The following is a 22,970-nucleotide window of genomic DNA, read 5'->3' on the forward strand; positions in this document are numbered from 1 at the left end:
ACTTTTTACTCCGCTTTCTTTATATTGGTCCTGTCATTCTTTCTGCGTATGCTCAGTTCATGCTGGCCGGCACCAAAGAACATCTTCTGGGACAATACAGGGGTGTCATACTCTGAATACAGGACCTCCTCCAGTATCAGAATCGGCTCGCCCTCTTCCATAGAGAGGATGTTAGCCAGACGTTCCCGCACCTGCCCCAGTCTGATCTTGGTATCGCTGTACAGGACGCCGGTGGACAAAAGCTCTGTGTAGAACTCATAAACCGTATCCGTATTCTCAAGCTCCACATTGCTGCCAGCCAGGATCTCATGAGGCATATACACCATGACAAAGCCTACTGGTGTATGAGCTGAATAATAAGTAATGTCTATAACAGCCACCACACTGGAGGGCCTCAGCTTTAACACCTGCTGATGCTTCTTCGTAGCAGGCTGAAAACCAATGGTAGTCTCCACCCTGTCTACAGGTTCACTGGAAAAATCTGCAATAGGATTTCCGATCTTCTCAAGTCCGTTTTTACTCATATCCTGGTTGGAGAGGACGATGTTGCCCTTACCCTGATGATTGCTGATCAGTCCGTCCTCCTGAAGAAGAAGCATGGCCTGGCGCAGGGTCCCCCTGCTGACCTTCAGCTGCTCAGCCAGTATATTCTCTCCGGGAAGCTTCTCCCCTGCTTTGTATTTCCCTTCCATCAGCCACTGGCTGATGGTCTCATAGACAGTCACATATAACGGTATCTTCACATCTTTCTCATTTACAGCTGTATCCCTCAACGGTCTAAATACTCCTTTCATATGCTTCTGGTTTTGTTCTCATTTTTTAAGTATAGAACTAATCCACCAATTTGCCAAGTGCTTCCGGACCTTTTACTCTTTTTCCTACAAACAGCAGAACCACCAGTGTTACCACATAAGGCAGCATCTGCACAAACTGAGATGGAATAGCCGCATCAGTTAAGTAGAACCTGGCTGCCTGTGCTACGGCAAAGACCATACCGGCTCCCATGGAACCGAGAGGCTGCCAGCCTCCGAATATATTCGCAGCCAGACCCATAAAGCCTCTGCCTGCAGTCATATCTGATACGAACAGATTGTTCTGGGAGATGGAAAGGTAAGAACCTGCCAGTCCCGCTATGGCTCCTGCTGTAATCATGGCTATATAACGGTATCTGTTGACAGGTACACCTGCAGTCTGTACCGCATGGGGCTGATCCCCAATAGCTCTGTATCGAAGCCCGAATTTCGTCTTATAAAATATCACCCATACAGCAGCCACAATCAGGAACATGGCATACAGATAAGGAGACTGATCCTTGAAAAATGCTCCGATTACCGGTACATCAGAAAGCCCGGGCACTGTTATGCTGGCAATGGATGGCACTGATTGCGACATACCTTCCGTTTGCCAGATGGCCTTCAGCATCACAGCGGTGAAACCGCTGGCAAACAGGTTTACACCTACTCCGACTACTGACTGATGAGCCTTCCATTTGATACAGAACATGGCGTAAATAAAACCGATTAGGCCGCCCAGTACAATTGATAAAACCACTCCTGCAAAAGCTGAGCCCGCTGCATAGGAGCCTGCTGCTCCTGCAAAAGCCCCGATCAGCATGATTCCCTCCACACCCAGTAAAATCACACCGCCTCTTTCGGCTATGGTTCCGCAGAGCGCCCCTAGGATGATGGGGACTGACAGCTGCAGGGTAAGTGCGATAAAATGATTCATCACGTTCATCTATTGTCCTCTCTTTCTGCTCCATTTAATCAGTTCAGGAGCTGCAACCAGAAGAATTACCAGGCTCTGAATCACTGTCACCATGTTGGTGGAAACCATAGTCTCCCTGCTCATACGCAAAGAGCCCATATCCATGATACCAAACAGCAGCGCAGTCAGCAGCACACCGGCCGGATGATTTCTGCCAAGTATAGCTACTGCAATACCAGTAAATCCAAAGGAAGGAGAAAATCCTTCAATAAAACGGTGATATTTTCCGAATATCTCTGTAATACCTGCCAGAGCAGCAATACCTCCGCTGATGGCCATGGACATGATGAAGTAAACATTAACACGGATGCCTGCTGTTCCAGATGCGAAAGGATTTGCCCCCACCGCCCTCAGCTGATAGCCTACGGAGGTCTTCCATAAGAATATGTACATCAGCAATGCCACAATCAGCAGGAGGAACAGCGCATAGGTCAACTGTGTCCTGGGAAGCAGCTTCCCAAACCAAAGCCCCTCAGAAATCAGTTCTGTCTGGGCAGTGGAGCCCTCTGTTTTGAAGGGGCCATTTACCAGATATGAGGTAAACAGTATACAGATATAATTCAGCATAATCGCTACAATCACTTCATTGGTACGGAATTTGGCCTTGAAAATACCTGGTACACTTCCCACTGCCATTCCTGCCAATATACCTGCCAGAATACTGACAATCATCAACAAAGGAACCGGAAGGGAAGAAAAAAACAAAGCAGTGATAACAGATGCCATGGCACCTGCATGAAGCTGGCCTTCTGCACCGATATTGAGCATACCGCATCTGGAGCCCATGGCTACTGCCAGCCCGGTAAAGGCCAGAGGGATACTTTTACTGATGGTATTCGCTATGGACTGGGGCGTACCAAGAGCTCCCCTGATCAGAGAGCCATAGGCCTTTACAGGAGACTCTCCTGATATCAGGATAAACAGAGCACCGATGAGAAGTGCAATCCCTATGGCTGCTGCAGATTTGCCGATCTCAGCCGCATTTTTCTTACACATCTGTTTCATGATCTCTTACCTCCTGTTTCTTGCCTGCCATGTACAGCCCGATCTCTTCTTTCGTATAGGAGCCATTATCAAACGCGGCACTGGTACTGCCTTCATAAAACACGGCTATACGGTCGCTTAGATTCATGATCTCTGACAGCTCCGCTGATATAAGCAGAATGGCTTTTCCCTGCTCCTTCAGTTGCAGCAGAGTTTTGTGCACCTTTTCAATGGCTCCGATATCCAGGCCTCTTACAGGCTGTGCTACCAGTATCAGACCCGGATCATGGCTGATCTCCCTTCCCAGGATTACCTTCTGCTGGTTTCCTCCTGAGAGTTGTCCGATCTCCTGTTCCACACCTGCAACTTTGATCTCAAAGTCTTCTATCTGTTTCGCTGCATCCTGTTTTAGCTTATCATAGCTGATAAAACCTCTGCTGCAGTATTCCTTTGCTCCCTGATAGCCTAACAGGAAATTCTCGGTGATGGAAAAGCTGGAAATCATGGCATTTTTATGACGGTCAGAAGGGATATAGCCCAGTCCCATAGCCTTCCTGTCTTTGACAGGCATCTGACTCACATCGGTTCCATTAATAAAAATCTGCCCTTCCGTCACCTTTCTGTTGCCTACAATCATCTCCTCCAGCTCCTGCTGGCCGTTGCCGTCTACACCTGCTATCCCCAGGATTTCACCTGCACGTACACTCAAGCTGACAGTCTCACCTGCGCGCTCATGAAGGCGTACACCCTTCAGTTCCAGAACCACAGGCCCCGTTTTCTGACCCTTTTTAACCACGATATTCTCTACCTGTCTGCCTACCATCTGGGTGGCCAGCTCTTTTTCACTGGTGTCGGATGTATTGCAGTTAAATACCACTTTACCTTTACGGATAACTGTAATCCGGTCTGACAGTGCCATAGTTTCATTCAGTTTATGTGTTATGAATACGATGGTTTTTCCCTTTTCTCTCAGCTGTCTCAGTATCTTAAACAGTTCATCTACCTCCTGAGGTGTCAGAACTGCAGTAGGCTCATCAAGTATGATGATGTCGGCTCCTCGGTACAGTGTTTTTAAAATCTCCACTCTCTGCTTCATACCTACTGATAAATTGGCAACCTTTTCCTGAAGCTCCAGCTTAAACCCAAACCGCTCCACCAGTTCTTCCACACGCTCCCGGCTTTCTTTTCTGTTTAAGAAGAAGCCGCCGGATTCCTTACCCAGGATGATGTTCTCTAATACTGTCAGCTGGCTCACCAGCATAAAATGCTGGTGTACCATACCAATTCCCAGATTATAGGCATCGTTGGGGCTTGAGATAGAGACCTTCTTTTCATTAATCATAATCTCACCTGCATCCGGGTGGTAAAGCCCGAAGAGAATGTTCATCAGAGTACTTTTTCCTGTGCCGTTCTCTCCCAGTAAACAGTGGATTTCTTTAGCTGCCACAGTAAAGTCTATACCATCGTTGGCCCGTACAGGCCCGAAACACTTGACAATACCTGTCATTGTGATTGCGTTCATATCCGTATCTCCTCTCAGTTCAGTTCTGAAGGAACCTCGATCTCTCCGGCAATAATCTTCTGCTTCAGCTCCTCCAGCTTTGTCAGAATATCATCAGATACCGTTATATTGCTGCCTTCTGCAGTTACTTCCACACCACCGTCACTAAGTCCCAGTACCTGATTTTCACCCGTATAGGTTCCTTCTACAATACTGGTGATAGCATGGTAAGCACAGGAATCCAGCTTTTTCAGCATACTGGCCATGATAAAGTCAGGAGCAATGCCGTTCTGGTTTAAATTCACGCCTATGGCTACAAATCCCTTTTCTTCAGCGGCCTGGAACATACCCATACCTGAAGCACCTGCTGCATGGAAAATTAAATCTGCGCCCTTTTCCACAAATGTGTTGGCTATGGTCTTGGCTGTAGTCGGATCGTTAAAGCCGCCTGCATAGTCAATTAAAACCGTCATATCAGGATCCACATACTGGGCACCTGCCTGATAGCCTGCTGCAAACCTGTTAATCAGAGGATTATTCACACCTCCGATAAATCCGATGGTTTTGCCGTCTCCCAGCTTGTCATCGATCTTTTCAGCCTTGGCCATAGCTGCCAGAGCACCAGCCAGGAAAGCACCTTCCTGCTCTTTACAGGAATAGGAAGCTACATTGGATAAATCTGAAGCGGCATCTAAAAGTGCGAATTTCTGCTCCGGATATGTATTTGCCACATTAGTCAGTGCATCCACCTGCTCTGCACCTACACAGATGATCAGATCATATTCTCCTGAAGCAGCCATCTCGTCCTGTATGATTTCCTCATCTGATACTGACTTCGGTTCTACCTCATCATAGGTAATGCCATAATCCTCTGCAGCCTTCTTAACACCTTCCAAAGCCAGGTCATTAAAGGAGTTGCCGCCTAAGCCAGCCTCTGTAAATATGATTCCTATGTGTGCGCCGCTGCCGTCTACTGCCTCTGATGTCTTGCCGCTTTCTGCCTGCTCCTGACCTTCAGCCTTTCCGCTTTCAGCCTGACTGCTTCCTTTCTGGGCAGAACTGCTGCAGCCTGCCATCATGCTGCCTGCCATGGTAACTGCCATAAAAATCGCTGCCCAGTTTCTGATTGATTTCCTCATAAATAGTATCCTCCATTTTTATACTTGTTTAGTAACTTTTTGAATATGTTTGCTAACTTGTTTAACAAGTTAGTTGTAATGTAGCACGTTTAATATTGTTTGTAAACAGTATTTTTCTGTTTTATATTAAAATCGTTAGTTTTCAACAAATTACTCCATTTTTTTTGTGCACTTTTCTTATGTCCTTATTGCTGTTTTGGGTGTGTCTTTCTAACTGATGCAGGGGAAGGCTTGTGTAATTTTGAAAATAATATAAAAAACAAGTCCATGATATGTCCATTCTTGACACTATATTCACAATATGGTATATTCAACTTGTATAATATAAAAAGGTGGAGGTATTATTTCGTATGTCACTTAAACATGGGCTTCTAGGGCTTTTGAATTATGGATCTATGACAGGCTATGAATTGGATAAAGCGTTTAAAGATTCTCTTTCTTTTTTCTGGCAGGCAAAAACCAGCCAGATTTACCGTGAATTAAACACCATGGAGCAACAGGGCTGGCTGACCAGCCAGCGGGTCATACAAAACGAAAAACCAAATAAAAGAGTATATACCATAACCGGCACCGGAAAAGAAGAACTGAAAAACTGGCTCTCCACACCGGAAGCCGATATTTCGGATGCGATGAGTGTTAAAAGTGCATTTTTGATGCGTGTATTTTTTGCCGGAGAAACCAGCACAAAAGAAGCTTTGAACATGCTTTACGCATACCGGGAAGAATGCTCTGAACAGATTAGGAAGATGAATGCTGCCCGTGACGCAATCTCAGAATATGGGGCAATTGTAAAGGATGATCAAAGAATCAAATACTGGAAAATAGCAGCGCTTTATGGAGATGAGTTTTTTCAGGCAGGTCTTAACTGGGCGGATAAAGCAATCTCCCTTTTAGAGGAGGTGGAATCATGAAAGTTTTGGTCATAAACGGTTCTCCAAAAGGGGACTCCAGCAATACCATGCATCTGACCCGCGCCTTTTTAAAAGGTGCAGGCTGGACAGATGCAGAGATCATCCATGTGGCAAAGGCTGATATAAAGGGCTGCTTAGGCTGTTTTTCCTGCTGGAACAAAACCCCCGGGGCATGTGTCATACACGATGACATGACTGAAATCCTGGCTAAGATCATTGATGCCGATGTGATTATCTGGTCTTTTCCCTTATATTATTTCAGCGTTCCCGGCAGCCTTAAAAACCTTATTGACCGCCAGCTCCCCTTAAATCTTCCCTTTATGGAAGGGGAAAGCGACAGCGGCTCTCATCCGCCCAGGTATGATCTGGCTGATCAAAAGCATATTGTTATCTCCACCTGCGGCTTTTGGACACCAACGGGGAATTATGATGCAGTTACCTCCATGTTTGACCACTTCTGCGGAAAAGGCCGTTATACAACAATCCTCTGCGGACAAGGAGAACTGTTTCGTGTACCGGAGCTGAAAGGCCGCACTGACGGGTATCTGGAACTCATCCGCCGGGCAGGTGCCCAATATGCCGCCGGGGGAATTGATGCCAAAACCCGGGAGGAAATTGAAAAGCCCCTGTTTCCCCGTGATGTGTTTGAAAAGGCTGCTGACGCTTCCTGGGGTATTTCTAAAAGCAAAGATTCAGGCAATCCAAAAGACGACAGCCTTCTCTTTACAACCCAGATGACGGCTTTCTATCAGCCGGATGGGGTGGAGCGGGTTCTGGAGTTTTTCTATACAGACATTGATAAAACATATCAGATTTTACTGACAAAACAGGGAGCAGAGGTCATAACAGACGGTTTTAAACCATACACCACCAGAATCGAAACGCCCTACAAGGTCTGGCGTGCCATTTCCTGCAATGAAATTTCAGGACAGGAGGCGCTGTTTCAGCGCATGTATAAGGTCTTCGGTGATTTTAACCTGATGCTTCAATGGGATAAATTATTTCCCCTGCTCACCCCTATAAAACCAGAAGGAGAAAAAACACAAAGAAAAGCCAGCATGATGGTCCTTCTCCTGCCATGGCTTGTGATCTGGACAGTTATTGCAGCCGATCCTGTAACCGGCGGAGCAGCAGGCATTATCGCCGCTTCCCTTACCCCTTTATTCTGGCTTATATTCCGGCCCGTTGTATACGAGCAGGCCGCCATCCCAATCACGGCTTGTCTTTCCCTTGCCGCTTTGCTGGGTACAGATACCAGGCTTGTGATTCCCGGCAGCTATTTACTGTTTGGACTGATGTGGATTTCCGGTGCATTTGCCAAAATCCCTTTGACCGCTCATTACAGTGCCAGGAGCTACGGAGGAGAAAGTGCCTTTTCCAACCCTCTCTTTATAAAAATAAACCGCATATTGACCGCGGCATGGGGAGGGCTGTATCTTATAACTCCTATCTGGACTTACTTAATCATGGGAACCAGCCTCTCTGCTTTTATCGGCTTAATCAATTCCGCACTTCCTGCTTTGATGGGTATTTTTACAGCATGGTTTCAGAAATGGTATCCCGCCCGCTATGCCAGAAGCTAGAAACATGTTCTGCTATAACTTTTATCTATTTGCAAAACCCGGGCCAATGGATTTAAAATACTTTACAGAGCTATCACATTTTACCGAAAGGATACAAAAATGCCAACTTCCAATACAGAAGAACAATTAATTATGCTGGGTACGGGCAATGCAACCGCAATTCACTGCTACAACACCTGTTACTTAATCTGCAATCCTGACTCCATGATTCTGGTTGACTGCGGAGGGGGAAATGGAATCCTGCGGCAGCTTCACGATTCCGGCATTGATTACAGAATGATTCATGATATTTTTATCACCCACGGCCATGCAGACCACCTCTTTGGATTGTTCTGGCTCATCCGGGTCATAGGAACCAGCATGAACAAAGGGGATTACACGGGGGATCTGCATATATACTGCCATAATGACCTCATCCCTGTCATCCGCACAATCGGCGAACTGACCATTCAGCCCAAGTTCTATAAACATGTGGATAAAAGGATATTCCTCATAGGTGTTGAAGATAAGCAAGTCCTTCCTATCTGCGGATATGAATTTCATTTTTTCGATATACAATCAAAAAAGATGAAACAATTCGGGTTTGCCACTACCTTAAAAAACGGTAAGAGACTTACATGTCTCGGCGACGAACCGTGTACCGATGCAGGGCTTCCCTATGCCGCAGGAAGTGACTGGCTGCTTCGTGAGGTTTTATGCCTTTACAGGGATAAGGACATTTTTAAACCTTATGAAAAAAATCACGACACTGTAAAAGATGCCTGCACCTACGCAGAACAATGGCAGGTTAAAAACCTTCTTCTCTACCACACCGAAGATAAACAGCTTTCCCAGCGGAAGGCTCTGTACCAGGAGGAGGGAAGGCATTATTTCACAGGCCGTCTATTCATACCCGACGATCTGGAAATCATTGATCTGTAATAAAAGAGAGAGGACGCATAAATACATTGCGTCCTCTCCTGCCGTTATTTGAAAAATTTCACAGGCTCATATAGCTTCCGAATGGATTTCACCAGGCCATTGCTGTCAAAATTTTGTATCAGAACATCACATGTCTCAGGATTGGTGCCAAACACCACACTTTTTTCCAGATTCAGCATTTCTTTTAGATTTTCCAGCATATTTTTTCTGGTTGCTTCCTTATTATATATCTTTATATAGGAATATCCGACGTACTCCCTTGAATCATAGGTCAGTATTTTATACTCTTTTGTAAATCCTTCCCTCTCTAACCGGCTGTAAACCTCTGTGATTTTTTCCTTTAAATCAATTACCATGAAATAAATCACATTTTCATTTTCCGGCGGTCTTCGCTTTACATAGTTCCGGTAATAAGATTTGCTTAATTTGCTGTAAATATCCTGTTCTGCAGAGTTCCTTAATTCCTCATAATAAATCACCAGCACATCATCCATTACAACATTGGCAAAATAGCTGACTCCTGACTGCTCCAACACCTTCATAATCTCTTTAGACTGCTGGTTAGACAATACGCAGGTCAGAAGATAGGACTTTTTTCGGATATCAAATAAAGCCGCCCCATCCATAACGATAACAGGAAGCTTTAAGCGGATGGGACTTATGACCTCCATCAATGAAGCCGGTGTTCTTCCTGTGGATACCGTAATATTGGCTCCTCTCTCAATCAACCGGTTAAGCTCAACCATACTGTAAGAATTTAAATGCTCATCCGCTGTCAGCAGCACCTCATCCACTCCCGAAACAAACAGAATATCCTGGTTTCTTTTCCTTGGCAGGTGAAAAGAATTCACAACAATAGAAATACCAATTCCTATGAGGGTTTCCAGCACACGGTTCATGACAAAAATATAGGGATTGTCATCTGCTATATGGGCAACCGTAATGCTGAGAAAAACAACACATGCAAAATATGAAACATCCTTATAATTAAGAACGACTGTCGAATATAATACACAGCCTGTTGCCAGAGATATGATCAGGTATGTGAGTGCAGTCATCTCCATTCCATCCTTTAACAGATAGAGTTCGATCATAATGACAACCAGTCCCCAGAAGGCCCCGATAAACGTACCGATTGCCCTTTGCTTTGCCATTTTAGCCGTACTGTCCTTATAGGGCTGCATACATTGGAGCACTGCAATAGCCGAATAAAAGGGGCTTCCCTCCTGCCCTCTCAAATAATAAATAATAAAACAGATAAAAACAGCACACACAGAACGGATAATTCTCTGCCCTATCTTAGGAAATTTAAAACCATTTCTTTTTTCTGCTTCCATTTCGTTCACCTGACCTTTAAAATGAACAGGAACCGCCGTAATACCTTCGTCGGCGGTTCCTGCTTCCTTATGCTTGCTCAATGTAATCGTCTACCATTTCAAAGAGTTCTTTTGTCTTCTCATCCTTGTTCAGCTTGTTTTCTGCCTTTTCAGGCCCCATATTGCCGGTGGTGTTCATAACGTGGCTTCCAAAAATGTGAAACTCAGACACTTTACTCTGTTCCTGCTGCTGCATGAATATGTTCCTCCTTTCCCACATACTCTGTATCTCTTCATGACAAGGTGAAATCTACTTTCTTCTTGCCGTCAATGACGATATATTCATTAATATATTCAATAAAATTCCGGAGGCTGGCAGACATGCTGCTCTTTTCCCTGTAGGCAAACCAGGTATTTCTTAAAACCGGTTCCCCGTTTGAAAAATATACCGGAGTTTTTATCAGATCATAATCGCTGCGGTAATTTTCAGAAAGAAAGCACCAGACGTAGCCAAGGCCCCTGTCTGCCAACTGCCAGGCCACATCAATATAGCCTGCGCTCATTCCTTCCGTCAAATCCTCGTCAAAGGTTTCTCTCCACCAGCGTTCCAGCATTTCTCTTGACCGGTCATTGGTCTTAAAGTCAATGCGGGGCATGTGAAGCAGGTCCTGGATTTCAATAGGGCTCTTTGTCAGAATATAAGCTGGACTTACCTCAACCTTCCTCTGAATCACCGGCCCCTCATAATCCCCTCTGATAAATGCCACATCCACATCTCCGTCGCATACCTTTCGGAACAAAATATTGCTCCGTTCATCCTGAAGTTCAAATCTCACATCCGGGTTCTTTTTGGTGTATTCATATAGAATATCGGACAACACAAACTTATTATAAGTGTAAGAAGTTCCGATTACAATAATATCTTTATTGTCAGCCTTCATTTTCCGCAGTTCCATTCTGGTCTGGCTCATAAAAGAAATGTACTGCTGTGCCTTCCGTGCAAGCAGTTCCCCTTCTTTCGTAAATTCCACACCTTTGGTAGTACGGTCCACGACTTTTATCCGAAACTCCTCCTCAATGCTTTGAAGACGTTTTGTCAGAGAAGGCTGGGTAATATACAAACGATTGGCAACCTTTGTAATGTTTGGTGTCTTATACAGTTCGTATAAAATCTTCCAATCTGAGTCTTTCATTTTACTCTCCTGAGGGATGCTGAATTTTAATTTGCAACTCTCATACCATTATAGCAAATTCACATCATTTAAACAAGCATTCCCCAGGCAAATATCCCGGACTTTTCACACCTAGCAAAGGATACCGAACACACCTGCTGCAGTTACCAGAGCAAGTATAAATAATCCGGCAAAGGCCACCCCAAACAGTTCCACAAACATCTTATTCTGGGGATGTTTTTTCTCTGCTTCTTTTTCCTGAGACACAGCAGCCATAATCAGAGCCCCTGCTGTGGAAATAGGACTGTAACCAGTGATAGTGCCTCCAACCACAACCGCCGCACAAAGCTCCACCGGGTTGATTCCCAGACCGGCCGCCAGCCCTCCGGTGGTAGGAATCAGGGTAGGGAAAACCACACCAAGGCCTGAACTGAAAAATGACATAATTCCCGATGCAACTGCCAGAATAGGAGTAGCAGTTTTGGGAGTCATTAATTTCTCCAGACCTGCCACCAAGATATCAATGCCGCCGGAGGATGTAATGATATTCATAAGAATCCCCACACCCAGCACCATTAAAATAACATTCCACGGAACTGCCTGTACGCTTTTCTTTTCATCTCCTGCCCCAAGAATGACCAGAACGCTTCCGATGAGGAAACCGGCCAGGCCCACATTCCAGGAAAAGAACAAAACGCCCACAAGCAATATAATCAAGCCAGCCAATGATACAAGCTGAGACTTGTCAAAAGGTTTTAATTCCCTTTCTGTTTCTTTATGGTTTGGATCAACCCTCCACCCCTTGTAATAAACATAAATAGCCACAAGAAGGAGGAATTCCGTAACCAGCAGACACCATCCTATAGTCACTGTGTTCACTTCAATTCCCTGTGCTGCCATCAGTTCCTGCACCACCAAAGCCTCAGGAGTCAGAGGACTCATGCGCCCTGACTGCACTCCTACCTGGCCCACCAAGGACAGCATAACAGGGTTGATTCCCGCTGATATAGCAATGGGAACGGCAATAACCGGAATAATAGCCAATGAAGGTATGGCTCCCGGCCCCACGGCACAGATCACATATCCCATAATATACATGACAAAAGGAATCAGATAAGTTCTCTTCCCAACCAGCCCCACCATTCTGTTTGCCAGATTGGACAGAGTTCCGTTTCCGCTTAAAACTGCAAACATGTATGTAATTCCCGTCATCTGCAAAAACAGGGAAGAACTGAAACCGCTGATCAGCTCCTTTCCGCTGATTCCATAAATAAGACCCAGAACCATGGCAAAACCTATGGAAAGGATGCCCACATTGATATTGCGTAAAAAACCGAGAATAATTGCTGCAAACAATACGATTAATGATATTAATCCTAAATTCATCACGATCTCCTTTTTATTTGAAAATGATACATACCGGGCTTTCCGTCTGTATGATTCTGCCTGTATACTCCACTATGCCTCTGTCCCCATCCAGCTTCATTTCAACAATGGTGTCACTGTCTTCGTTAGCTGCATATAACAGGGAACCGTCTTCATTAAAGGTAATAAAACGGGGCGTTTTTCCCAATACCGGAACATAACCAAGGGTTGTCATATAGCCGGTATCCTGGTTAATTTTATATAAAACCAGAGACTCATGAATCCGGTTGGAACCGATTAAAATTCTTCCGGTTGGGTCAATAATAGATGCACTTGCCTGCCCTTCTCCTGTATAAGTATCCGGTAAGGTAGGAAGGATCTGGCGGGGCTCCAAAGTTCCATTCTCTTCATCAAAGCCGAAATAGGTCATGGTATTGTCCTTTTCATTAATCATATAAGCAAATTTGTTGGCGGGGTGAAAGGCAATATGCCTGGGTTCCGCATACTGGCGTGCTTTAAATTGACAAGTTTCTGACAAATGGCCGTTTTCACTGTCAAACTTAAAAATTCTCACCTGTCCGTAACCCTGAATCCGTCCCTGGGCCGGAGCTGCCAGATAGGTTTTCGTCTGATCCCAGATACATTGATGGACAAATGATATCCTGCCTTCTTCCCGTCCTTCATAAGAAACCTTATCCACAATCTCTCCAATGGAACCGTCACTGTTTCTTTTCAGGCTGTAAACAGCCCCGCCCTGCAAGGCCGCCACAAGAAGGTATTCATTGGTTTTATCCGGGGTAATGAAAACAGGGTTTCGTCCTCCTATGTCAACTGTATTGATATGCTCCAGAGTGCCGTCCTCCCTGATTTTATAGCTGCTCACCTTGCTGATGTCCCCATGAACGGAATATAAGTATTTTTTCTCGTTGTCAAAGGCCTGATAAGAGGGATTCTCCTCCTGGCACAGACACTGGATTTCCTTCCAGTCTCCGGTTTTCCCGCTGATTTCATAAACCTTCAGACCTTCCCCCCTGGCATTGCGCTCCCTGGTTGTGCGGCAGCCTACATATGCATATTTCATATTTTTTCCTCCTGTTTTCCAGCTTTTTTGTTAATTCCATCATAATAGAAACAGGCTGGAAAATGAAATTCATATACGACAAAAAGAGCCATTCCAAAAAGGAATGACTCTTAGTTAACCTGATAGAATTTTTCGGTAAAAGTGATGAAGTCAGAGATTGCAACGCTTTTAAAACAGCGGTCTGAAATCATCATTGACACATTTCTGGAAATAGGAATCCCATCCCGGTCCAGTATGGGGATCATCTGAACCTTATCCTGGCTGCAGCTCCAGTCAGCGCCAAAAAGAAAGGTGACTCCCAGCCCTTGTTCCACCATCTCTATTGCAATCTCTGCAAAGGGAAACCGGTGGGCTTCATGCGGCAGGCTGCCAAAATACTGCTTCCACCACTGATCCACCGTGCTCTTTACCATGGGATTAAAGTTGGATTCAATCAAAGGAAGCTGTTCAATGTCATCAAGCTTGATTCCATGAGGGGCAACCACATACAAATCCTCATGAAACAGCACAATATGTTCCCCTACAAAAGGGTAATCACCGCAGATAATCCCAATATCAACTGCTCCGTCAACCAACTGTTTCATAATCACATCACTGGAATTGGGAACTGTCTTAAACTGCAGATGATTGTATTCCTTTATATATGCCTTTAACAGCCTGGGGAAATGAAGCCTGGCGTAGGAATTGGGCACTCCGATGGTCAGCAGTTCTTTCTCCATTACGTCTCTGCTGAAATGCTCTTTGGTTTCGTTAATAATATCCAGAACAATTCTGGCACGTCCTACCAGATATTTTCCCTGCTCCGTAAAAATAACCCCTTTGCTGCTTCTTCTCACTATATCTGCTTCCCATTCCTTCTCCATGCTCCTGAGACGCTTTGTTAAGGAAGACTGAGACATATATAAGATTTCTGCTGCTTTCGTAATGCTCTTGGTTTCATATAAAACCGTTAATATTTTCCAATCAAGGTTATCCATACCTGTGTTTACCCCAATCTCTCAAACAAAAGACCGCCACAATCCTTTATTTCAGCTTGTGACGGTCCCAATGGCAGCATACCAGATTTTATCTTAGCTCTTCTGCATGGCAAGCTGCTTTTTCAAATAAGACAACTGCCCTCCGCTTAAAATAATCTCTGCTTCATTATCCGATAATTCCAATTTCACGTCAAAGGAAAAACCTTTTGTTTTATTTTCAATGGTCACCCGTCTGGCCGCAATCTGGTCTAAGAAGTTTTCAAATATCAATTCATCGCCCAGCTCAATCTTGTCATAATCCTCCGGATTCTGAAAGATCATGGGGATGATTCCGTGATTGATCAAATTCCCTTTATGAATTCTGGCAATGCTTTTTGCAATCACCGCCTTAACACCCAGGAACATAGGATTGATTGCCGCATGTTCTCTGGAAGAGCCCTGTCCGTAGTTTTCACCGCCGATAATAATACTTTTTCCCATTTCCTTTGCCCGTGCAGCAAAGTCCGGATCGTAGCGGTGGTAGCAGTACTGGGACATTAAAGGAATGTTGGACCGCATACTGCTGAATTCTGCACTGGCAGGAGTGATGTCATCGGTGGTAATATTATCTCCTCCCTTTAAGCTAACGGAAATACTCATGGAAGCCTCCGGTGCTTCCGGGATGGGGAGGTATTTAATATTAGGCCCTCTCACAATCTCCACTTTCTTTGCATCTTCTTCAGGAAGGGGTTTGATGATCATGGAATCTTCGATGGTATAATGCTCCGGTTCCTTGATATCTTTTAATTTTATAATATCTGTCCCCATAACATCTTCTGCCGATGCAAAGGTTCCCACTATGGCTGTTGCTGCCGCACTCTCCGGGCTTACCAGGTATATCTCTGCATTGGGATTTCCTGCACGCCCCTTAAAGTTCCGGTTGGAAGTACGCACTGCCACGCCTTCTGTTGCCGGGCTCTGTCCAATGGCACAGCATGGGCCGCAGGCCAGCTCCAGCATACGGACGCCTGCATTTAACAGCATATCAATGTAGCCATCCCGCATTAAATCACGGTATACCTGCTTAGAAGAAACAGCGCAGGTACAGCTTACATTTTCATGGACAAAATGTCCGTCAAACACCAATGCCGCCTTGGCAATATCGGAATAGCTGGCATTGGTACAGCTTCCTAAAAACACCTGCTGAACCGGCTTTTTCTCCACATCTTTGATAGCCATTACATTGTCCGGCTGATGAGGGCAGGCAATAAGGGGAACCAGTTCACTTAAATTGATTTCCATACAGTCGTCGTATTCGGCATCCTCATCAGGCAGCAGCTCTATGTAGTCCTCTTCCCGTTTCTGAGCAGCCATAAATTTACGAACCTGCTCATCTGCCGGGAAAATGGAGGTGGTGGCTCCCATTTCTGCTCCCATATTGGCAATGGTAGCTCTCTCCGGAACCTCCAGCTTTGCCGCTCCCGGCCCCACATATTCGTATACATTGCCAAGGCCGCCCTTGATGCTGACACGCCGCAGCATTTCCAGTATCACTTCCTTTGCATTACATCCCGGCTGCAACTCTCCGGTTAAATGTACCTTGACCACTTTTGGCATACTAAGGCGCATGGGAAGTCCTGTCATGGCCGTTGCCACATCCATGCCGCCTACACCGATGCAGAGCATTCCTACAGAACCGCTGTGGGGAGTATGGCTGTCCCCTCCCATACAGATCTGGCCCGGAACGGTAAATCGGGATACCTGAACCGTATGGCAGATTCCATTGCCGGGTCTTGATACATGGACTCCAAAACGCTTGGCCGCTGACTGGAGATAAATATGGTCATCCGGTGTTTTATGATCTAAGTATAATAAATTGTGATCCAGATGGCTTACGCTGCAGTCAATGCCGATCCGGTCAAGGCCCATGGCCTCAAATGCCAGATATGTCATAACTGCATTGATATCGTGGGTCAATGTCTGATCCACTTTAATAAAAACATCCTCTCCCGGAACCATGCTTCCGGAAACGTAATGTGATTCTATAATCTTTCTTGTCAATGATTTACCCATGCTTTTCCTCCTCATTCTCTAAACCTTTACTTCTTCAAATAATTATAATCAGAATCTCCAATTAGTATAATGAAAGAATATTATCATTCCATTCAAAAAAGGAATGCCATCATACTTCTCATAGCTCCGGCATTCCCTGTTTCAGCTACATCATCAAAGTAAAGGCAATACTGGATAGTGCCAAAATAAAGGCACCTCCAATTCTCGACAGAACTGATGCATAACCCATAAGCTCTAACCGGTTGGTTGCTGTCAGAATTACCACATCTCCTGAACCGCCCCGGTTGCAGCAGCAAAGCCCTGCTGTAATAGCAGCGTCAATGGGATAGAATCCAACCAACTGTCCGGCAATAGCGGTCCCGATTGCCACACCCAGAACAATCATAAGTGTAATAAATACATTCTTAAGGCTAATGGCTGAAACAAACATTCCAAAGTCAATCATGGTAATTCCCACGCCTGCAAAGCACATTACCTTTAAATTGCCTGTAATAAATTTCTGGAAAGCCTTGGTTCCCTGTGCCAGAGCCGGGGGAATCAGTCTGAAAACATTGGCAATGGTGGCAAAAATCACGAAATATGCGTAGGGGTGAATGATAACAGGTCCAATTTTAGGAAGCAGAAGCTTTCCAAAAATACATGAAACAGCCCATATCACACCTGTGATCAGCAGTCCCGCTGCAATATCAGATACCGTAACTTTAACCGGCTCTGTATTTTCCTCAACCTTTTTGATTTCTTTCGATGAATCCCTTAAAAGCTGGGTTCCGTCTCCTGTCAGATGGGGAAACTTCTTTCCGATATTCATTAACACAATGCCTACAATCAGCGCCCAGGTATCAGCCATATTAAGAAGAGCCAAAGCCAGGGAGTAAAACTGGTCCTTGGGAGTTCCTGTAATCTGTTCATATATCTGGCTCATAGGGACAGCTCCTGCACCGTTTCCTCCTCCTAAAGATGGAAGTACATAAAAAGCAATTACTTCATCCATAGGTGTTCCCGTAATAAGCGCACCCAGAATACCGCCCAGAGCGGCAACGATCACACCTACCAGAAACACCGGGCCGCATCGTGCCAGAGTCTTAATCAGCATTTCCCGGTTAACAGTCAGCAGCCCTCCTGCCATAAGAAGACAGATATACATGGTCTGAAAGCTGATGGTGTCATAAAAATTTACAGAAGATTCTATGTATGCCTCCGGCAGCCACTTCATAAAAACCAGAAAAGAAGGCAGCATAATTGCCATCATGGTTCCCCCGCCCACGTATTTGTTCCATATGGGAAGTCTTTTTCCTACTTCGTAACTGATTGCGCCGATAACAAAAAGAAGTGACATGGTGGAAAGAATATCATCGTCAAGCGCCCCTGTAAAAACAGATACCAATACGATTGCTGCAAATGCGGCAAATAAATAAAGGGGAATCCCCTGAACCTTATATTGCCAAAAAGATGTCTGTACCTTTTCGTTTCCCATTACTACCTCCTGAATACGATTATAGTCGTTGTCTTTTTAATAACTGATCAATTATTATTGACTATATCTTATCAAGAATGGCATTCAAAGTGAAATTGTTAAAAGGCATGCTGCAATTACTTTTTGTTATGACTGTTCATTATAAAATTACCTTACTATATTTTTTTTAGTTACTTTTACCACTATCCAGGGACAAATGTATCCTTTTACAGCGTCTTTTTTGTTATATTTTTATCATGTTTCTTTTTTAACCTTTTCATGCCGGGAAAATATTTTTTTCAGCACTTCGATAAAATACCGTTCTGCCCCATCCAGATAGGCATCCTTAAGATAAATCACATTGACATCCCAGGTATTGGTCTGGTTCCCCAGGCTGTAACAGTGAATCTTATCCCTGTCCCTTAAAACCGCAACAGCCCGTTCCGGCACAATAGCTGCTCCAATGCCTGAATCTGCCAATTGCACAGCATTGATATTACTGGAAGTCTCTATAACAACTTCAGGATTGATCTGGTGTTTCCGGAACATCCGCTCCACCTCACGGCGGATAGCGTGTCCTTTTTTCAGAAGAATAAAAGGAACATCTCCCAGGGCCGCAAAATCAACGGTGTCCTTCTTCCCCTTCATCATATGTTCTTCTCTCAAAATCCCTTCACCTGCAACAATCATCAGCTCTTCCTTGTAAATCACTTCCATTTCCAGTTCTATCTTTGAATCACTGTATGTGTCTTCCGATTCTTTAGGCAGAATAATGAAGTTGGTATCCCCTCTTTTTAACCCTGCAAGCAGCACACTGGAATTGGCTTCCACCGCCCGCACCTCTACACCTGGATAAAGCTTTTTAAACTCTTTTAAAGCTGCAGGAAGCATATAGCCTGCACGCTCCACGGGAATGCCCAGAGTGATTCTGCCTCTTTTCCCTTCTCCAATATCCGTAAGCTGTCTGCGCAGATTATCATTGAGAAGCAGAATCTTCCTGGCTGTTTCCACATAGGTTTCCCCTGCATAAGTGAGAGTAATGGGATAAGCAGTCCGGTCAAACAGCTTAACCCCCAGTTCCTGTTCCACCTTTGCTATGATCTGGCTTAAGGAAGGCTGGGATATATAAAGCTTTTTCGCCGCTTCCGTCACGCTTTTGCAGTCTGCTACTGTTGTGATATAAACAAGTTCTCTAAAGTCCACCGAATACCTCCGTCTTCATAACACAAAATACCCGGCGGCAGCCTGAACCCATATTTATGAGAATCAGACTGCACCTCCGAGTAACCCGGTTTTGCATTATTGTATCATATTTAAATCATAAATCGATAATAATTTATAAGACATCCGGAAATAAGAATTTCTTTCTCTTCCTCTGTCATAGCACCCATGGTGCAGGAATATATTTTTCCCGTTCCATCCATAACCCTGACCAAAATCTCCTGTTCTCCATTTCTCACTGCCTCTTTTACATTTTCAATAAGCAGAAATGTGCCATTTGGAATTTCCAGCTTCTCCTCTGTCAGCAGGGGCAGGATTCCCCAGTTGATTAAGTTTGAGCGGTAACGTTTTGTTGAATAGGCATTAGCCAAGTTGGCAAATCCACCTAAAACCTTCTGACAGCTTGCCGCCTGTTCTCGGGAAGATCCGTCTCCGATTTCCTGTGAAATCATCACGCTTCCGATTGTAATATCCTTCGCTTCCCATCCGGTTTCACGGCATAGATCTTCAATAATCCGCTGACAATCTGAATCCGCTGTAACACCTGTATCCGCAAATTCCCGGCTTAACTCTCTTACAGCTTTTGCCCTGCTTACATACCCCCGGTCACGGCTGATCATGGTATATTCCGATATTTTCTCAGGATTAGAGCGGTAGGATGAGGCATCTCCGGAAGGGATTAATTCATCAGTTGTAACAGACCCTGTATAAGAACCTGCTGTCTTTAAAAGCAAATGTTTCCCTAAAGAAGCCATTTCAGGCCAATCCGCTATATTGGGCCCCATTTTTAATACATGCTCCGGATTTCCCTTGTTAAAATTATGATATACCTGTTTTTCATAAATCTCAGGATCGTATTGATACTCCATATCTGCATATATTACGTCAAGGTCTGTGGCAGGCGTAAGATATCCACCGTTTCTTACAGTTGCCGCAATGGATCTGGCATCCATGAGAATGGAAGCTGCCATCTGACCCTGTCCCGGCTTGGAGCCTTCCCGGTTGGGGTAATTTCTGGTAGTATGCCGGATACTTAACTGGTTATCCGCCGGCACATCTGTCACACCAAAACAGGGACCGCAGATGCAGGGACGCACCGTGGCACCGGACAGTACCAGACGGTTTAAAATCCCCTGCTTCATCAGTGCCAGGTTCACCGGCTGACTGGCCGGATTAATTCCGATTCCAGCCTGGCTTCCATCTGCCGTATAGCCTTCCAGTATATCTGCCATGGCTGCAATGTTCTCAAACAGGCCTCCGGCACATCCGCTGACCAGAGCCTGATCGATACGGAGTCTGCCCTGGTCAAGGTGGTCCATGATTTTAAAGGGCTTTCCCTTCTCCCCTTTAATGCGGTTTCCTTCCTCTTCCACTGCCTTTAAATATGTTTCAGGATCTTTCCGGAACTCTCTGATGGATACCACATTGCTGGGATGAAAGGGCAGTGCCATCATAGGCTCCACCTGGGAAAGGTCAATTTCAATCATTCCATCATAATAAGCAGTTCCTGCCGGTTCCAGCTTTTCATAAGCCTCTTCTCTCCGGTGTTCCTTTAAATACGCTCTCACCTTTTCATCCGTACACCAGATGCTTGACAGTGCCGCACTTTCCGTGGTCATGACATCAATTCCCATGCGGAATTCCACACTGAGGTTTCCGATTCCCTCTCCCACAAATTCCAGAATCTTATTCTTATTAAATCCATTTTTAAATGTAGCCCCTATAAGTACCAGAGCCACATCCATAGGCCCCACTCCCTGTCCGGGTTTTCCTGTCAGTTTTACAGCAAGTACAGGGGGCATGGGGAGATCATACGTCTTTCCAAGAAGCTGCTTCACCACTTCTCCGCCCCCTTCCCCGATTCCCATGGTTCCCAGGGCACCGTACCGGGTATGGCTGTCCGAGCCCAGTATCATCCTGCCGCATCCGGCCATACACTCTCTCATATACTGATGAAGAACCCCTCTGTAAGGCGGAAGAAAAATGCCTCCGTATTTCTTTACATTATCCAGACCAAAGACATGATCGTCCTCATTGATGGTTCCCCCCACTGCACAAAGGGTATGATGGCAGTTGGAGAGCACATAGGGAACAGGGAATTTCTCCAGACCGCTGGCTTTTGCAGTCTGAAGAATGTTCACGTAATTATTATCAGGGGACACCAGGGCATCAAATCTGATCTTTAAATCCTCCATGGTTCCGCTGCTGTTATGAGCTTTTAAAATCCCATAGGACATGGTGTTTTGTTTTCCCTCATCACGGGAAACAGAGGGGAATTCCACCTGGTCTCCTGCAGGAGTCAGAAATACACCTGTATCAGTTAAATGAATCATATGGTTACCTCACATTTTCTCTGTACGGAAATAAATAACAGCCTTCCATCAGTTCCTGATATATACAGTCCCCTCCATAATCCGCCTTGCTGTACGCTGGACTGCTACACCGCTTACCTTGATCTCTCTCTGTTCCTCTGTAAGGCCCGGATACATGGTCATGATTCCGCTTGGATGACCGATTTTCAAACCTTTATTCCCGTCAGGCAGACCGGACAGTGTCTTTTCAATCAGGCTTCCTTTCAAACAGGCGGCCACCGAAACAGCACTGGCAGACGTAAGTGGACAGGCTTTATGACATTTGAATACTGAAATAACCCTTACACAGATATCCATTTCTTCTTCCCTGATCTCTTCTCCACCTATTCCGGTAAAGGAGGAAGGTCCTGTAAAAAATCCAACCTTAGGTACAGCCGGGCTATTGGCTGATGCCTCCTCAAGGTCTTTGGCAAATCCCATTTTGCAGCAGGCGGTTCCTCTGATTTTCTCAAGAAGATCACAAACCTCTGCATTGGCATTTATCTCTTCCGGCAGTTCCACTCCAGTCATGCCTATATCCTCTGCTCTCACAAGGACCATAGGATTGGATATGTCAAGAATGGTAGCTTCTATAGTTCCAAATCCAGGAATGTCCAAATGATCCAGAACATTTCCCGTGGGCAGCAGCTTCCCGGTCTTAGCCCCTGCAGGATTTAAGAAATTCACCTTCAGCTCCGCAGCCGTACCGTCCACCCCTGCAATGGAGCAGTCTCCTTCCTGGGCAAAGGTGCCATTTTTACAAGGAACTTCTATATTAATATATTTATCTGTATTCCTGTTCAGCATCCGTACAATGACAGAAGGTTCTCCTGCCTCAACCAGACCTTCTTCCACCGCAAAGGGCCCTACGGCAGCAGTCATATTTCCGCAATTGCTTTTATAATCCACCTGGCTTTTTCCCACAATGATCTGTCCAACCAAATACTCCACATCCACATCAGGCTCTTCGCTCTTCCATACGACCACAATCTTATTGTTGGAAGAAACCGTACCTCCCAGACCGTCAATCTGCTTGGGATCAGGATCTCCCATAACCTGCAGAAATATAGAATCCCACTGCCTTCTATCCTCCGGAAGATCCTCCTTTAAGAACATGCAGCCTTTACTGGTGCCGCCTCTCATAAATACAGTTTTAAACCTTCTCATAGACAGTTC

The 22,970-nt window shown here is 45.2% G+C and carries 19 protein-coding genes; 3 read left to right on the forward strand and 16 right to left on the reverse strand.

Translation table 11 applies throughout. The features are described 5' to 3' along the window. Positions 1–5: 5 nt before the first annotated feature. Genes V7M78_RS09630 through V7M78_RS09650 form a run of 5 tightly spaced genes read right to left on the reverse strand, consistent with a single transcriptional unit; the run spans position 6 to position 5,391 of the window. The gene (locus V7M78_RS09630; RefSeq protein ID WP_442914639.1) at positions 6–794 is read right to left on the reverse strand and encodes a GntR family transcriptional regulator; all 789 of its coding nucleotides are present in this window, start codon (positions 792–794) and stop codon (positions 6–8) included. Positions 795–831: 37 nt separating this feature from the next. Then, positions 832–1,737, reverse strand: coding sequence for an ABC transporter permease (locus V7M78_RS09635; protein WP_333648862.1), 906 nt, complete (start codon positions 1,735–1,737; stop codon positions 832–834). Next, on the reverse strand, positions 1,738–2,772 hold the full coding sequence (locus tag V7M78_RS09640) for an ABC transporter permease (protein ID WP_333648864.1): 1,035 nt from the start codon (positions 2,770–2,772) through the stop codon (positions 1,738–1,740). Continuing rightward, complete coding sequence (locus V7M78_RS09645) at positions 2,756–4,273, reverse strand: ABC transporter ATP-binding protein (RefSeq protein ID WP_333648866.1); 1,518 nt, start codon at positions 4,271–4,273, stop codon at positions 2,756–2,758. Before V7M78_RS09645 ends, V7M78_RS09640 begins: the two co-directional genes overlap by 17 nt. A 14-nt stretch (positions 4,274–4,287) precedes the next feature. Beyond that, the gene (locus tag V7M78_RS09650) at positions 4,288–5,391 is read right to left on the reverse strand and encodes a BMP family lipoprotein (protein ID WP_333648868.1); all 1,104 of its coding nucleotides are present in this window, start codon (positions 5,389–5,391) and stop codon (positions 4,288–4,290) included. A gap of 350 nt (positions 5,392–5,741) precedes the next feature. Between V7M78_RS09650 and V7M78_RS09655 the strand changes: the two genes are divergently transcribed. From V7M78_RS09655 to V7M78_RS09665, 3 genes are all read left to right on the forward strand, one after another. Next, positions 5,742–6,302, forward strand: a complete 561-nt coding sequence (locus V7M78_RS09655; protein ID WP_333648871.1) for a PadR family transcriptional regulator — start codon at positions 5,742–5,744, stop codon at positions 6,300–6,302. Then, a complete protein-coding gene (locus V7M78_RS09660; RefSeq protein WP_333648873.1) occupies positions 6,299–7,885 on the forward strand; it encodes a flavodoxin family protein in 1,587 nt (528 codons plus the stop codon). Before V7M78_RS09655 ends, V7M78_RS09660 begins: the two co-directional genes overlap by 4 nt. A gap of 99 nt (positions 7,886–7,984) precedes the next feature. Then, positions 7,985–8,806 (forward strand): MBL fold metallo-hydrolase, encoded by an 822-nt coding sequence (locus V7M78_RS09665; protein ID WP_333648874.1) that lies wholly within the window; start codon positions 7,985–7,987, stop codon positions 8,804–8,806. Positions 8,807–8,850: 44 nt separating this feature from the next. On the opposite strand, the gene V7M78_RS09670 is transcribed toward V7M78_RS09665, so the two are convergent. The 11 genes from V7M78_RS09670 to V7M78_RS09720 all read right to left on the reverse strand — a co-directional run bounded on the left by V7M78_RS09670 (position 8,851) and on the right by V7M78_RS09720 (position 22,961). Continuing rightward, positions 8,851–10,224, reverse strand: coding sequence for an HAD hydrolase family protein (locus tag V7M78_RS09670; protein ID WP_333648876.1), 1,374 nt, complete (start codon positions 10,222–10,224; stop codon positions 8,851–8,853). Continuing rightward, entirely contained in the window at positions 10,211–10,378 is a 168-nt protein-coding gene (locus V7M78_RS09675; RefSeq protein WP_333648878.1) for a hypothetical protein, read from the reverse strand. Before V7M78_RS09675 ends, V7M78_RS09670 begins: the two co-directional genes overlap by 14 nt. 37 nt (positions 10,379–10,415) lie before the next feature. Beyond that, positions 10,416–11,315, reverse strand: a complete 900-nt coding sequence (locus tag V7M78_RS09680; RefSeq protein WP_333648880.1) for a LysR family transcriptional regulator — start codon at positions 11,313–11,315, stop codon at positions 10,416–10,418. A 111-nt stretch (positions 11,316–11,426) separates the two neighbouring features. Beyond that, the gene (locus V7M78_RS09685; RefSeq protein WP_333648882.1) at positions 11,427–12,680 is read right to left on the reverse strand and encodes an SLC13 family permease; all 1,254 of its coding nucleotides are present in this window, start codon (positions 12,678–12,680) and stop codon (positions 11,427–11,429) included. Positions 12,681–12,693: 13 nt separating this feature from the next. Beyond that, complete coding sequence (locus V7M78_RS09690; RefSeq protein WP_333648884.1) at positions 12,694–13,740, reverse strand: lactonase family protein; 1,047 nt, start codon at positions 13,738–13,740, stop codon at positions 12,694–12,696. A 110-nt stretch (positions 13,741–13,850) separates the two neighbouring features. Beyond that, complete coding sequence (locus V7M78_RS09695; RefSeq protein ID WP_333648886.1) at positions 13,851–14,717, reverse strand: LysR family transcriptional regulator; 867 nt, start codon at positions 14,715–14,717, stop codon at positions 13,851–13,853. A 93-nt stretch (positions 14,718–14,810) separates the two neighbouring features. Further along, positions 14,811–16,769 (reverse strand): aconitate hydratase, encoded by a 1,959-nt coding sequence (locus tag V7M78_RS09700; RefSeq protein WP_333648888.1) that lies wholly within the window; start codon positions 16,767–16,769, stop codon positions 14,811–14,813. Between the two features lie 145 nt (positions 16,770–16,914). Continuing rightward, positions 16,915–18,243 carry a 2-hydroxycarboxylate transporter family protein gene (locus V7M78_RS09705; RefSeq protein WP_333648890.1) on the reverse strand — a complete coding sequence of 443 codons (1,329 nt, stop codon included), beginning with the start codon at positions 18,241–18,243 and terminating at the stop codon, positions 16,915–16,917. Between the two features lie 234 nt (positions 18,244–18,477). After that, entirely contained in the window at positions 18,478–19,425 is a 948-nt protein-coding gene (locus tag V7M78_RS09710; protein WP_333648892.1) for a LysR family transcriptional regulator, read from the reverse strand. 110 nt (positions 19,426–19,535) lie between these two features. Further along, positions 19,536–21,776 carry a hydratase gene (locus V7M78_RS09715; protein ID WP_333648894.1) on the reverse strand — a complete coding sequence of 747 codons (2,241 nt, stop codon included), beginning with the start codon at positions 21,774–21,776 and terminating at the stop codon, positions 19,536–19,538. Between the two features lie 48 nt (positions 21,777–21,824). Further along, positions 21,825–22,961, reverse strand: coding sequence for a 2-methylaconitate cis-trans isomerase PrpF family protein (locus V7M78_RS09720; protein WP_333648896.1), 1,137 nt, complete (start codon positions 22,959–22,961; stop codon positions 21,825–21,827). Positions 22,962–22,970 lie beyond the last annotated feature (9 nt).

Origin of the sequence: Lacrimispora sp. (assembly GCF_036758025.1) — a bacterium.
Lineage (GTDB): Bacteria > Bacillota > Clostridia > Lachnospirales > Lachnospiraceae > Lacrimispora.